Raw genomic sequence first — 13481 nt, 5'->3', positions numbered from 1 at the left:
TCCTATATTCTACCCAGAAATGAAGAAAAACGAAAAACAAATGCTCATAAAAAGAAGGATTATGAGGAAGTATGTCGAACAAATTAATGTAATAGTATAAGCACACAATAAGGAGGATCTACGAATGACCCCGGTTATCATCTATACCTTCGCTTATTTATTTCCTTCCTTCTTATTGTTTTACTTAGCGGTAACAATTTTAGTTAGAAATATTAAACGAACAGAGCATGTGTTATTAGCAGTCTATATGTTTTTGTACCTTGGACTTTTTATGGGGGAGTTTGTGCGACATCTTTCTCCAATGGAGAATAGCCCGGCGATTGTCGCCTATTGGTTCGGAAATTTTGGCATCTTAATACCTGGTGTATTTATTCATTTCTTTGCAAAGTTCTCAGGATTTTATAAAAAAATGCCGCGATTTTTATATCCATGGATTTTTTATATAGGTGTTATACCAATTATTTTAACGTTCACCACACAAAGTAATGTGATAAATAGTCAAGAATTTAATCAGGTTGGGTACTGGATTTATCCAGTTTTTAATGCGAATTACCTCATTACCATGAGTGTCGCCAGCTTTTTTGGGGCGCTTGTCGCTATCGCTCTTTACTTTAGTTGGCGCAAACAAAAGCAACCGGAGAAAAAAAGAATTTATTTTACTCTCTTTATTTTTTCCGTTATTTGTATCATTTGGGTAGTTGTTTTCGGGTTTATCCAGCTTCGTGGCATATTGCCCCCGTATTCCTATATTTACTCAGGGATTATATGGGTCGTTGCGATGGTATATGCAATTAGTAAAATGGAATTTTTAGAAACGTATGGCACGAGATTTAAAACGCTTTATGAAATGAATCCATTAGCAATTTTAGTAGTCGATGAAAGAGGGAAAATAAGCAGTGCGAACCCGGCAGCTACAAATCTTTTGCAGCTCGAAAATAACCGTGTTCTTCATGAATATATAGCGGAGAAAAGAAGAATGGAGTGGGATGAGGTATTTGCAACTATGTACACGACGTTAACAAACTTAAAGAACTATGAAACAAAGCTTGTTAACCGACAAGGGGAAGAAAGATATGTCCTAGTAGATAGTGACTTCGTACGTATCGATCTCCTACCGCACGCGCTTATAATTATTCAGGATGTAGACGAACGATATGAAGCAGAAAAGACAATACGGTTTTTAGCTTATCATGACCCGTTAACACAGCTACCGAATAGACGAGCATTTTATGAACGAATGGAGAAGCAATTACAGACAGCAGAACATGTCGCTATATTTATTATCGACTTAGATGGGTTCAAATCGGTAAACGATACATACGGTCATCATATCGGGGATGAATTTTTGAAGCATGTCGCATGGATCTTAACGAGTGTGTTTAATGGCGATAGTGAGGCTGCAAGAGTTGGGGGAGATGAATTTTATGCATGGCAAACCTTTCAAACGTTTGATGAGGTAGAGGAGAGGGGTTTAGGAGTGCTGCGAGCTATGAAGGAACACCCTTTTAACGAAGATGCAATGTTAATCGATGTAAAAGCAAGTGTTGGTATAAGCTCGACTTTAATGGGGAACAGGAAGACAGAACAGCTTATTTATGAGGCGGATGTTGCGATGTATGATATTAAAAAGAAGGACAAAAATAGCTACAAAGTATATACGCCTAAAAGACCTGTTAATAGTAAATAGGAAGAGACGCTGAGACAAAGTCGTTTGAATTTGTCTCGGCCTTTTCTTATTTAGGAACCTATACCACCATTATATCTATGAATAGCTTTTCGTTGTAAGTAGAGTTTTATATAGTTAGCTAATGGGTGATGGGTTCAACTAGTTATGAATAGAATCGAGCTAATGGATGAAAATGAGAGGTAATGTGGACTTGACTGCAAAGAAAGTTGTCGGACGCATGTGAGGCGCTGACTAATGTAAAACGAGGACCTAAGTGACGCATACGGACCTTGATTTGATGTAAAGGAAGGCGCTTAACGCATACGAAGGTCGAAGAGAGGCAGTGACCACCTAAATGGATTTCCAACGAGCAAACAAAAAAAGTACTGTAGAAGAAGCTTTCTCCATTTCACGCTGTAAGCCTCGCTAAGATATGGTGAAACATAAAAAGAGGTTAAGAGGGGACAGGGAAGTAATTACTTAAAGAGCTTTCGCATCGATTTACCAGTTGCTTTACCGGCGACTCTTCGACCGACTCGTTTACCAACGCGCCCTTTCCGAACCGCGTCGATATCGTTCCAAATACGGAGTGCTTTGTAGATCGATGATTTCAGAGACATACAGGAATTCTCCTTTCGTGACTAAAGATATATATGCCTAGTTTAACAAAAAACGGAGTGAAAAAATATAAAAACAAAAACCTCTTGCTAAGCAAGAGGTTTGAACGTTTAACTATGGTGCACCTAGTTGGGATTGAACCAACGACCCCTTGGTTGTCGACCAAGTGCTCTCCCGCTGAGCTATAGGTGCATATTATAGAAACATGTATATGAGGCAACACCGTACGACCCTGTAAAATTGGTATTCTTCAAACAGGGTTAAAGAACTGATTATGTAAGGTGACGACATTTATAATGATATCGCACCATAATAAAAAAAGCAACAATAATTTATTCATCATACGTGTAACGAACAACATAGCGATCATCCTTTAATTTTCGCACTTCTACTAAAGGACCGACCTCATATCCGTTCACCCAATTATCCTCAATCTTTGCTTTTAAGCATGTCGCTTGAAACTTCGAGTGGAAAATCTGCTTCCAGTAAATCCATTTAGGTCGAGCCATATCCCTTCACCTCAATGCATCATCATTCTTTAAAAATATAGCATCGCGTAAGACAAAAAATCAAGAAAAAGGTGGTACCACCCTTACTAAGTAAGAAGGCGGTACCACAGTGTATTAGGCCATGCGCTCTTCTTCATCTCGATGCTTAATTTCTTCAGCAGCTAGCTTCTCTTCTTTATCACGAAGCCTATGAGCGAGACGACTTGAGGCATTTGCAGCGATACTACAAACAAGGTCATCTAAAAATGTGTGTACTTTTTCACCAGGATTCGTATCTAGCTCTTTAATGATGCCGATTTTTTCTTTATCTAAAAAGCCAAAGGTTGTAACAGCGATGCTTCCATAGCCAAAAACAGAGCCTATAGCAATTGTCTCATCAACGCCAAACAATCCTTCGTCCATCTCAACGATAGATTGAAGCGGTTCAGATAATTTCTTTTGTTCTGCTAGTTTATCCAGCTCGACGCCTACTAATACAGCATGTTGTATTTCTCGCTTTTCAAGGACAGCATCAACGCTTTCTATACATTCTTCCATTGAAAGTGTTTGACTATATTGAGATTGCATTTTATAGACAATATCTGCAATTGCTTCAACGGATACGCCTCGTTCTTTAAGTAGGTTTCTTGTCGCTTCTTCTACAACGTGTGATTTGATTGGTTCTAAGTTTTTCACGTAATCGTCTCCTCTAAAAAATGAAAGTATACCTTATCTTATCATACTATTCACACTAATTACGATTATGACAACGAAATGAGGATTTAGGGAATTAGCAGGATTTTTTGTAAACGTGTTAGAATTATACTATGATTAGAATACAGTACGAATAAAATCGTACAAAAAAGGAGGAATGGTTCATGAAATACGGAATTGCCGTATTCCCATCAAAGAAGCTACAAGACATTGCTAATTCATATCGCAAACGTTATGATACGAAATATTCATTAGTCCCGCCACATTTAACCGTAAAAGAGCCTTTTGAGGCCGACGAACAAGATATCCAGACGCTCGTAGCTGAGCTTCGTACCATTTCAAAAAAACAAAAACCTTTTAAGCTTGAAGTACTAAAATATAGTAGCTTTTATCCAGCTACCAATACCTTATACATGAAAGTAGCAGAAAATGATCAACTATTATCACTTCATGAGGCACTAAATACAGGTTCTCTTTATAGAGAGCGAGCGCATCCGTTTGTTCCTCACATCACAATTGGTCAAGAAATGAATTATGATGAGCTATCAGACGTCTTTGGCAGATTAAAGCTTGAATCTGTTGACCATGAAGAGACAGTAGATCGCTTTCAGCTCCTCTATCAACTAGAGAACGGTACATGGACTGTATATGAGACGTTCTTATTAGGAGAAGGGGATTCATGATTGCAACGCACGTAGCAAGAACGGACGACGAACTGAACGATGTATATAGTGTTCGCAGAAAAGTATTTATTGAGGAACAGGGAGTCCCTGAGGCACTGGAAATCGATGATAAAGAAAAGGAATCGATTCACTTCATCTTATATGAAGATACTACTCCAACAGGAGCAGGTAGAATCAGAATAATGCAAGACATTGCCAAAGCAGAAAGAGTATGCATTTTAAAAAGCGGTCGAGGAAAAGGACTTGGGAAAGTACTAATGGAGCAAATGGAGGCAACAGCAAAAGAACGAGGCGCTTCCATCGTAAAGCTCAATGCCCAAACACATGCAGAAGCCTTTTATCAAACAATTGGTTATCAAACTGTTTCCGAGACGCCTTTTTTAGATGCGGATATTTGGCATGTCACAATGGAAAAAAAGCTACAGTAAAAAAGAGGGTGCCAACAAATGTGGCATCCTCTTTTGCTTTGTTATATTAATCAATTTTTTTGTTTAAACAATCTTTATAACGATACTCTAAAAAACGGGAAGCTTTTGGAGTTCACGATTTCATCATACCCTTACCTTGAACAAATTCCTTCATGTGCAGTCTTGAAGGAGTTGCTAACATGTTCGTCATTTGGCTCGTCCATGAATCGTTCCGTTTACCACCTGTGCGCTCCTTATAATAGTCGCTGATGGTTTCGTTATAGGCAGTCAATCTAACTTTTGCATCTTTATCGTTTGCATATGTTTCTTCCATGTAAACAGCAGGTACAGGAAGTCTAGGTTTAATGGCTGTCTCACCGGCAGGGTGTCCGACAGCAAGTCCGTAAAGAGGGATGACATGGTCTGGGAGCTGTAAGAGCTCTGAGACTGCCTCGATATTATTACGCAGCCCTCCTATGTAACATATGCCGAGACCAAGGGATTCTGCTGCAATAGATGCATTTTGAGCAGCTAAACTAGCATCTACTGTTGCGACAATAAACTTTTCTGTTGTGGAGATAGTGTCAGAGATTGAGACGTCTTCCATTTCAGCTGCCACGGTATGGCGGTGTAAATCCGCGCAAAAGATAAAGAAATGGCCATTCTCTAGTACATAGTCTTGTCCACCTGCTAAACGAGCTAATTCCTTTTTTGTATCACGGTTTTTTACTCCAATGATGGAGTATGCTTGAATAAAGCTAGATGTAGAGGCCGATTGAGCAGCCTCTACAAGTGTCAAAATTTCTTCTTCCGTTAGTGGGGTATCTGTAAACTGTCTAACGGAACGGTGATTACGTAAGATAGATAGTGTCTCGTTCACTTGTATCGCCTCCTGTCACTAGTTTACCATAGGAGGGTTTATTTTTTTATGAAGTAGCCACCGACAGATTTAATAATCGGGCTTACTTGATGAGCTGTCTTGACCACTGTGTCCACTGTCGTCATCATTTTTTGGAGGTCTAAATTCCCCTCTGGAGTTTGGAACGTTTGCATAATTCTAGCTCCTGGTCGACGTTTAGGCATGTGCTGTGGTGGCATAGGTCCTTGTGGATAACCACCTTGCTGAAAATGATTCATAGGCGGGTGCATATAAGGTGGACGAGGTCTAAATGGATCATGGAACATATTAAGTCACCTCCTCTCCGTTAATCTGCACGCGACTTTTTTTCATCGAGATAGTGATGGTCAAGATCCCGTCAGTAAGGGCGGCACTCATGTCGTCTGCATGAACGATAAAAGGAAGTCGCACCGTTCTCTCCGATTGATTAAACCTAGTACCACCAGTTACTCGAATCGTGATATACTCATTCCAACAGTCCAGTTCAATGTGCGATAATTTCACTCCCGGGAGCTCCGCTTCGATTAAATACGCGTCTTTGGCCTCGAATTGTTCTAAGACGATATGTCGGGATGTTTGCATGTGATCAAACGTGTTTTGAAAGAACCGATCCATCGAATGAAGCACATCTCCAATAGCTAATCGATCTAAGGGCTTTTTTTTCATCATGTTTCACCTCATCCTAGTTTTCTACTTTATCTTATGCATTCGTAGTCAATGGGTGATAGGCATGTCCCTTAGGTAGGTCTGCGTAACATTTGATAAATAGAAAGAAGGGTTACTGAATGAAAAAGTGGCAAAAAGGAATTATTTTATTATTTCTCATCGCCTCATCAGGAATTGCAATAACATTTGCAATTCTCTCTTTATTAGCCATAATTAATGCTTAATAAGTATGTAAAAATAACAAGCAAACGCAAGGGTAGAGCCCCTGCGTTTGCTTGTTACGTTATTCTACATGTATGAGCCCATCGCTTAGTGTGATGTATTGTTGAGCTTCACTTTCGGCGTAAGGTGCGTCAGCATATAGCACCGTTAGACGATGCTTTTTTGCATAATCCAATAAAAGTGTCATAATTGTTTGCTCTTTAATATGAGTTGCAAGTAGAATGGGTGGCTTTGAAATCAAAATGAACGTCAGATTAGCAAGGAGTTGATAGTGAGAGTCAAGCCCCTCTATACTTTCATCTAGCTCCTCTGCTGATAAACCAAGCTCCTCGGCAAGCTGTTCAATTTGGGCGTTTCGGACGTCATACTCATTTGTACCTGGATCAAAACCAAGTAGCAGATTTTGACGAATGGAACGATCAGGGACTAATAAACCGTCGTCGTTTAGGTACCCGATTGTACGTTTTCTCCAAGCGAAACGATCCTGAACAGCTGTAATATCTGTCCCATCAATGATAATATCTCCACTATTTGGTGGAGTCGTTGCAGCCATCATAGCAAAAAATAGCGATATTGCGTCCTCGCTCTCACTTTTTACATATGAAATGGTCCCTTCCTCAATAGACATATTGGCCTCGTGAAAGAATGTGTGTAGACCTTCCTCTAAACGAATACGCTTTGTTACATGATTCCATTCAATGAAAGACATAAGCTCCTCCTAAGTGTACGTTAGTTACGAATAATCATATCAAAAAACGATGTGGAAAGAGAAGCTCGCGGTATAATCATTTACTAAAGACCGGAATGGCGGTAATATAGGAGCATGTTCAAAAACAGCTAGTGTGCATGTTGCATCAAGAGTAACAGCTGATTTACGTAAATAAGGACGTGTTATGAATGGAAGAAGTAGCGCAACAGTTTTCGTGGCAGGAGCTCCTAATTGCAGTTGGGATCTTTTTTCTATTTTTAGTATTCCGCAAACTGTTTACAACGTATGTGTTTAAAATGATCGTTTCATTATCTAGGAAGATTCCAACAGACTTAATTACTAATATCCTGTTGGCGTTTGAAAGACCAATGAGATCATTTATGGTATTTATTGGACTCTTTATAGCATTTGTGTATTTCCCTTTACCTGATACGTATCAGGCGATATTTACTCAAATTTTTAGATCTATCATAATCGTGCATGTTGCATGGGGGCTTTTTAACCTTGCATCATCCTCTTCCTCCATTTTAACAAGCGTTGGAAAACGATTTGATGTAGCGGAAGACGACATATTAATGCCTTTTGTCTCCAAATTGATTCGATTTGCTATTGTAGCGATGGGACTTAGCATTGTCTTGTCTGAATGGGGATTTGAAGTAGGTGGGTTTGTTGCCGGATTAGGGCTAGGTGGACTGGCATTTGCACTGGCAGCTCAAGAGTCTCTTGGTAACTTCTTTGGAGGAGTTGTCATTATTACGGAGAAACCATTTGCAGTAGGGGACTGGATATCGACGCCATCTGTAGAGGGAATCGTGGAGGATATTAATTTCCGAAGTACATTAGTAAGGACGTTTAGTGACTCCTTAATTACTGTTCCAAACTCAACGCTTTCAAATGAACCAATTGAGAACTGGTCACAGATGGGGAAGAGACGTGTTTCTTTTAACCTTGGAGTGGAATACGGCACACCAGTTGCTCGTCTTCGTTCTCTTATGACAAAGCTTGATACGTATTTACGTAATCATGAAGACGTGGATCAAGAATTAATTATGGTGAAATTTTCTGAGTTCCAAGATAGCTCATTAGAGATCTTAGTCTATTACTTTACAAAGCCAACTGGCTGGGTGGACCACTTAAATATAAAAGAGTCGATCAATATTGCGATCATTCACATGCTTGAAGAAGAAGATGTGAAAATTGCTTTCCCTACTTCCACTTTACATGTAGAAAATGATGACGAAATAGCTTTTCTAAATGATTTAGAAAAAAATACACAGCAGTCGAAAGAAAATGATGAGTAAAGAGGGGCGAGTCTATGAGATATGTATCATTAGAGCGCGTGCAACAAGGAGAAAAGTTAGGTAAACATATTCTCTCAAATGATGGTCGAATTTTACTCCACTCCGGAGTATCCTTAACAATTGGCTTATTATCAAAGCTTAGACAAATGGGTGTGCGATCATTATTTTTACAGGACGAGCACTTTGATGATATCGAGATGGAAGAAGTGGTGTCGGAAACGACAAAACGTGAAGCCATAAAAACACTCGCTAATGCGATTCAGTATATTCAAGACGACAAACCCATAAAGGGTGAAGATATTAGTAAATCGGTAGATAAAATGATTGAAGAGATCATGTTAAATGGAGATATCCTCATTCAACTTACGGATGTACGTACGAAAGATAATGATATGTTTGTGCACTTAGTGAACACGTGCATTATCTCTGTCATGGTTGGCGTACAGATGGGTCTTGCGAAGCAACGAATTCAGGAGCTCGCAGTTGGGGCGATTTTACACGACGTTGGAAAGCTTGTAAGTGATGTTAAGGTAAAGGATATCCCAGTAGGATATGATCCAAATGATGAATTGATGCAGCATCATGCGTGGAAAGGGTTTAATTTGCTCAGGAAAATTCCCGATATTAGTACTCTTTCGGCCCATATTGCTTTAACACATCATGAGCATATAGATGGTACTGGTAAGCCGAGAGGAATGAAGGGCGAGGACATTCATTTTTTATCAAAAATAGTGGCAGTAGCGAATGAGTACGATCGACTGATATCCAGTGAGACAAATGCCATGTTTCCTCATGAAGCATGTGAAGAGATAATGGGGAAGGCAGAGACCGTGTTTGATTATAATGTCGTGTGGAGATTCTTACGGTGTATTGCCTTTTATCCAAATGGCACGCAGGTGAAACTAAGCAATAACCGAATTGGGATAGTCGTTGATCAGCATAAAGGATTACCCCAACGACCAATCATTCGCACCTATGACGATGATGGGGATACAAACTTTAGCTTTGAAGAAGTCGATTTAGCAAAAGAGACCACGATTTTTATTACAAAAGTATTTGCGTAACAATTGCAATTTACGCAAAGAATGTCTATCATAGTATGGGATTGTAACTACGAATAGGAGGCTTTACTTATGAAACAAATGGATGCAAACGAAATTATCAGCTTTATCTCAAACGCGGAGAAATCAACTCCGGTTAAAGTACATATTAAAGGGTCGCTTGAAGGAATTGACTTCGGATCAAAAACAAAGTCATTCTTAACAGGTAATACAGGCGTTCTATTTGGAGAGTGGAAAGAGATTCAAGCAGCAATTAAGGAAAACCAAGCTGCTATTGAAGACTTTGTTGTTGAAAATGACCGTCGTAACTCAGCTATTCCACTACTAGATATGAAAAATATTCACGCTCGTATTGAGCCAGGCGCGTTTATTCGCGAACAGGTAGAGATCGGTGATTCTGCTGTCATTATGATGGGTGCAACAATCAACATCGGTTCTGTTGTTGGTGAAGGTACGATGATCGACATGAACGCTGTATTAGGCGGAAGAGCTACAGTTGGTAAGAACTGTCATATTGGGGCGGGTGCAGTATTAGCTGGAGTTATTGAGCCACCATCTGCAAAGCCTGTTATTGTAGAAGACGGCGTAGTAGTAGGAGCGAACGCAGTAGTACTTGAGGGCGTTACAGTAGGTGCTGGTGCGGTTGTAGCAGCAGGCGCTATCGTAACAGAAGACGTACCTCCAAACACGGTAGTAGCAGGAACTCCTGCTCGCGTAATTAAGGAGATTGACGAGAAGACTAAAGGGAAGACAGAAATCAAGCAGGAGCTACGTAAGTTAAACGATGAGTAAGTATATCAGCTATGAGCGCCTGACGAGCTATCGTCAGGCGCTTCATCAAATTCCGGAGCTAGGGTTTGAAGAAGTTAAAACGCAGGCGTATTTACTTGAAGTAATTAAAAAACAGCAGTCTGACTTCCTTACGTATACGACGTGGAAGACAGGGATTCTCGTACGTATAGAAGGCTATGACCCTGTTAAGACAGTCGGATACCGTGCTGATATTGATGGCCTGCCTATGAATGAGGATACCGGTCTCTCATTTTCTTCTACTCATCAAGGCGCGATGCACGCATGTGGGCACGACCTCCATATGACGATTGCTTTAGGGTTAATCGAGCATTTTAGTAGGAATAGACCGAAGGATACACTCGTATTTATTTTTCAGCCAGCTGAAGAAGGTCCAGGGGGCGCGAAGCCGATGCTTGAGGCTGCTGAGTTTAAGGCGGTTAAGCCAGACGAGATTTACGCACTCCATATAGCGCCAGAGCTTCCGGTCGGGACGATTTCGACAAAGCCCGGGATCCTGTTCGCTAATACGAGTGAGCTATTTATCGACCTTCACGGTAAAGGTGGCCACGCTGCTTTTCCGCATACCGCGGAGGATATGGTACTCGCAGCAAGCCATTTTGTCACACAGCTTCAGTCGATTGTAGCACGGAATGTATCACCATTAGATTCTGGCGTCGTGACAATTGGTAAAATGGAAGCGGGCACGAAGCAGAATATTATCGCAGAACATGCAAGAATAGAAGGGACCATTCGTACCCTTTCCCTTACTTCTATGCAAGAAATTAAAGGGCGCATAGAAGGGCTTTTAAGAGGGGTAGAGGAAGGATTCCGATGTCAGGCTTCGATAGACTATGGATCAAACTATTGTCAAGTCTACAATGATCCTGTGCTTACTGAGAGCTTTATGGAGTATGCACGTGGGTCTGAATCCGTCACCTTTGTAGAAGCAGATAAGGCAATGACAGGAGAGGACTTCGGGTACTTTTTAGAGGAGATACCTGGACTCATGTTTTGGCTAGGGGTTGATAGTGAGTATGGTCTTCACCATAACAAGCTGAATCCAAAAGAGGGAGCTCTTTCTACTGCAGTTGATTTTATGATTGAGTATTTATCAGAGCGAGTCGGTTCGTAAGTAACTGATAATATGATAGACGTTTTATGGGAGTAGCCGATGAGAGTGTAGTTGGCTACTCTTTTTTGTGCTTAAATTTAGATGTATTTGGTGGTGGAGTGGTAGAGGTAAGTAGATGGATAGCGCGGAGGGGGGAATGCAGGCAGCGCGAGTTGGCATTGCGCATCGAAATGGTGGAAATGCACGCTGCGGAGGACAAAATGCAGACGGTCAAAATTAATGCAGACGAACGAGGATAAAATGCAGACAGCGCGACATGAAATGCACACCACCAAGGCGGAAATGCGCGCCGCGGAGGACGAAATGCACGCAACCAAAATGAATGCACATAAACAAGTATGAGAACAAGAGAGTCCACGCCATACGGTTCGCCTTACTCCATACCAAACTCCCTTCCTACACAACAAAAAAAGCCCAAGACAGCGTTACATTTCACTGTCTCGGGCTCATGATCATCTTCAATCTAGTCTTCTTTTTGGATATACACTTGATGTGGGAATGGGATTTCAATATTATGCTGATCGAGTGCCTCTTTAATTGCTTTACGCAATTCGCGCTCTACACCCCATTGCTCCATATTAACAGTTTTTGCTAAGACGCGAATAACAACGTCGCTGTCGCCAAGGCTTTGAACACCTAATACGTTTGGTCCTTCGATGATATTTGCTTCATTTGCAGCGACTTTATCACAGGCCTCTTGCATGACCTTCATTGCTTCATCAATATTCTCATCGTATCCAATACTAATATCAACTAAAGCTCGCATATTCGAGCGAGAGTGGTTACTCAAGCTACTGATCTCACGGTTAGGAATGTAGTGAACGGTACCATCAAAGCCACGCAGCTTTGTCGTACGTAAGCCAACCTCTTCAACTACACCGTCCATACCAGCGAGCGTCACATATTCGTCGACATCAATTTGCTTTTCTAGAAGCATAAAGAAGCCAGTCACGATGTCACTCACGAGGCCTTGTGCACCAAAGCCGATCGCAAGACCAATAATACCGGCTCCGGCGATAAGTGGCGCGATATCGTACTCAAATACTCCTACAATAAGGGTAATGACGATAAAGATAAGTACGTAAGAAAAAATGTTGATAGAAAGTTTTTCGAGTGTTTTTGTACGTCCAGGTGAAATGTTGCGTTGCTCGGACATTTTTGCGAATGCCTTGGTAATAAATGCTCTCCCTACTGCGCGTACAATAAAAAAGATAATTAGAATCCCTAATAGCTGTAACGAAATGGTCAATGCTTTTGTCCCAATCGATACCCAGTCAATTGCTTCAATCCATGCTGTCATGAGAAAGCTCCTTTCAGAAATAATCTACCTAACGAGTTTAACATAAAGAGAAGAAGGATCAACCTATATTGCATTCTTTGGACGATATTTGTATGATTGAGAGGAAGCTTGGAATGGAGGAAAAAGGATGAAGAAGCAGTTTGCAGTCATTGGATTGGGGCGATTCGGAGGTTCGATTTGTCGTGAGCTAGCCGAACAGGGTATGGAAGTGTTAGCTATGGACTTAAACGAAGATAAAGTAAATGAGTTTGCACAGGTTGCTACACATGCAGTGATGGCTGATTCTACGGACGAGAATACGTTGAAAAGTCTCGGAATTCGTAATTTTGATCATGTTATCGTTGCGATCGGAGATGATATTCAATCGAGTATCTTAACGACGCTTATGCTAGTTGAACTAGGAGTACCTCACATTACCGTCAAAGCACAAAATGATTATCACGAAAAAGTATTAAATAAAATTGGTGCGCATAAAGTCGTCCATCCAGAAAGAGATATGGGAATCCGTATTGCGCATAACGTTGTATCGAAAAATGTATTAGATTACTTAGAGCTCTCTGACGAATATAGTATTGTCGAGCTAATTGTTGGGCGAAATATTCATAAAAAAACGTTAATTGAATTAGACATTCGTGCAAGGTATGGTTGTAATATCATGGCTGTAAAGCGTGAAGAGAAGATAGATGTTTCCCCTATGGCAGATGCAGAACTAGTAGAAGGGGATATCTTAATCGTTATTGGCGCAGATAAAGATATAAATCGAATGGAGCAGGATCTGTTCGACGAAGATTAAAAAAAGACCACGAGCTGCAAACGCCGCTCGT

Annotated in this window: 17 protein-coding genes and 1 tRNA gene; 9 read left to right on the top strand and 9 right to left on the bottom strand. The window is 40.7% G+C overall.

All coding sequences use genetic code 11. The annotated features are described in order from the left end of the window. The first annotated feature begins 124 nt into the window (after window positions 1-124). Entirely contained in the window at window positions 125-1687 is a 1563-nt protein-coding gene (locus FLK61_RS11685) for a sensor domain-containing diguanylate cyclase (protein ID WP_176009634.1), read from the top strand. 455 nt (window positions 1688-2142) lie between these two features. Here the strand turns inward: FLK61_RS11685 and FLK61_RS11680 are convergent, their stop codons facing one another. The 4 genes from FLK61_RS11680 to FLK61_RS11665 form a co-directional block, all read right to left on the bottom strand. Next, window positions 2143-2286, bottom strand: a complete 144-nt coding sequence (locus FLK61_RS11680; protein ID WP_176009633.1) for a hypothetical protein — start codon at window positions 2284-2286, stop codon at window positions 2143-2145. Window positions 2287-2401: 115 nt separating this feature from the next. Continuing rightward, window positions 2402-2476, bottom strand: a tRNA-Val gene (locus tag FLK61_RS11675). 140 nt (window positions 2477-2616) lie between these two features. Continuing rightward, entirely contained in the window at window positions 2617-2793 is a 177-nt protein-coding gene (locus FLK61_RS11670; protein WP_176009632.1) for a hypothetical protein, read from the bottom strand. 114 nt (window positions 2794-2907) lie between these two features. Next, window positions 2908-3468, bottom strand: coding sequence for a phosphatidylglycerophosphatase A family protein (locus FLK61_RS11665; RefSeq protein WP_176009631.1), 561 nt, complete (start codon window positions 3466-3468; stop codon window positions 2908-2910). Between the two features lie 182 nt (window positions 3469-3650). On the opposite strand from FLK61_RS11665, the gene FLK61_RS11660 reads away from it, so the two are divergent. Both FLK61_RS11660 and FLK61_RS11655 read left to right on the top strand, forming a co-directional pair. Then, complete coding sequence (locus FLK61_RS11660) at window positions 3651-4169, top strand: YjcG family protein (protein ID WP_176009630.1); 519 nt, start codon at window positions 3651-3653, stop codon at window positions 4167-4169. Beyond that, window positions 4166-4597 (top strand): GNAT family N-acetyltransferase, encoded by a 432-nt coding sequence (locus FLK61_RS11655; protein ID WP_176009629.1) that lies wholly within the window; start codon window positions 4166-4168, stop codon window positions 4595-4597. The genes FLK61_RS11660 and FLK61_RS11655 overlap by 4 nt, the downstream gene beginning before the upstream one ends. A 112-nt stretch (window positions 4598-4709) precedes the next feature. Here FLK61_RS11655 and nfsA read toward each other — a convergent pair whose 3' ends face one another. The 4 genes from nfsA to FLK61_RS11635 form a co-directional block, all read right to left on the bottom strand. Beyond that, window positions 4710-5456 carry an oxygen-insensitive NADPH nitroreductase gene (gene nfsA / locus FLK61_RS11650; protein ID WP_176009628.1) on the bottom strand — a complete coding sequence of 249 codons (747 nt, stop codon included), beginning with the start codon at window positions 5454-5456 and terminating at the stop codon, window positions 4710-4712. A 38-nt stretch (window positions 5457-5494) separates the two neighbouring features. Beyond that, complete coding sequence (locus tag FLK61_RS11645; protein ID WP_176009627.1) at window positions 5495-5761, bottom strand: YppG family protein; 267 nt, start codon at window positions 5759-5761, stop codon at window positions 5495-5497. A gap of 1 nt (window position 5762) precedes the next feature. After that, complete coding sequence (locus FLK61_RS11640) at window positions 5763-6143, bottom strand: Hsp20/alpha crystallin family protein (RefSeq protein WP_176009626.1); 381 nt, start codon at window positions 6141-6143, stop codon at window positions 5763-5765. Window positions 6144-6423: 280 nt separating this feature from the next. Continuing rightward, window positions 6424-7071 carry an ATP-binding cassette domain-containing protein gene (locus FLK61_RS11635; RefSeq protein ID WP_176009625.1) on the bottom strand — a complete coding sequence of 216 codons (648 nt, stop codon included), beginning with the start codon at window positions 7069-7071 and terminating at the stop codon, window positions 6424-6426. Between the two features lie 188 nt (window positions 7072-7259). Between FLK61_RS11635 and FLK61_RS11630 the strand changes: the two genes are divergently transcribed. The 5 genes from FLK61_RS11630 to FLK61_RS11610 all read left to right on the top strand — a co-directional run bounded on the left by FLK61_RS11630 (window position 7260) and on the right by FLK61_RS11610 (window position 11596). Beyond that, window positions 7260-8372 (top strand): mechanosensitive ion channel family protein, encoded by a 1113-nt coding sequence (locus FLK61_RS11630; protein WP_176009624.1) that lies wholly within the window; start codon window positions 7260-7262, stop codon window positions 8370-8372. 14 nt (window positions 8373-8386) lie between these two features. Further along, window positions 8387-9436 (top strand): HD-GYP domain-containing protein, encoded by a 1050-nt coding sequence (locus FLK61_RS11625; protein WP_176009623.1) that lies wholly within the window; start codon window positions 8387-8389, stop codon window positions 9434-9436. A 69-nt stretch (window positions 9437-9505) separates the two neighbouring features. Next, window positions 9506-10225: a 2,3,4,5-tetrahydropyridine-2,6-dicarboxylate N-acetyltransferase gene (dapD, locus tag FLK61_RS11620; RefSeq protein ID WP_176009622.1), complete on the top strand. Its 720-nt coding sequence runs from the start codon at window positions 9506-9508 to the stop codon at window positions 10223-10225. Further along, window positions 10218-11357: an N-acetyldiaminopimelate deacetylase gene (locus tag FLK61_RS11615; RefSeq protein ID WP_176009621.1), complete on the top strand. Its 1140-nt coding sequence runs from the start codon at window positions 10218-10220 to the stop codon at window positions 11355-11357. The genes dapD and FLK61_RS11615 overlap by 8 nt, the downstream gene beginning before the upstream one ends. A gap of 26 nt (window positions 11358-11383) precedes the next feature. Next, window positions 11384-11596: a hypothetical protein gene (locus FLK61_RS11610; protein ID WP_176009620.1), complete on the top strand. Its 213-nt coding sequence runs from the start codon at window positions 11384-11386 to the stop codon at window positions 11594-11596. Between the two features lie 224 nt (window positions 11597-11820). Here the strand turns inward: FLK61_RS11610 and FLK61_RS11605 are convergent, their stop codons facing one another. Then, window positions 11821-12657 (bottom strand): mechanosensitive ion channel family protein, encoded by an 837-nt coding sequence (locus tag FLK61_RS11605; RefSeq protein ID WP_176009619.1) that lies wholly within the window; start codon window positions 12655-12657, stop codon window positions 11821-11823. Window positions 12658-12784: 127 nt separating this feature from the next. Here FLK61_RS11605 and FLK61_RS11600 point away from each other — a divergent pair, with 127 nt between their 5' ends. Continuing rightward, window positions 12785-13450 (top strand): potassium channel family protein, encoded by a 666-nt coding sequence (locus FLK61_RS11600; protein ID WP_176009618.1) that lies wholly within the window; start codon window positions 12785-12787, stop codon window positions 13448-13450. The last annotated feature ends 31 nt before the right edge of the window (window positions 13451-13481 follow it).

The sequence above is a fragment of the Paenalkalicoccus suaedae genome (assembly GCF_006965545.2).
GTDB classification, from domain to species: Bacteria; Bacillota; Bacilli; order Bacillales; family Salisediminibacteriaceae; genus Paenalkalicoccus; species Paenalkalicoccus suaedae.
This window is presented reverse-complemented; position numbering and strand designations above follow the sequence as displayed.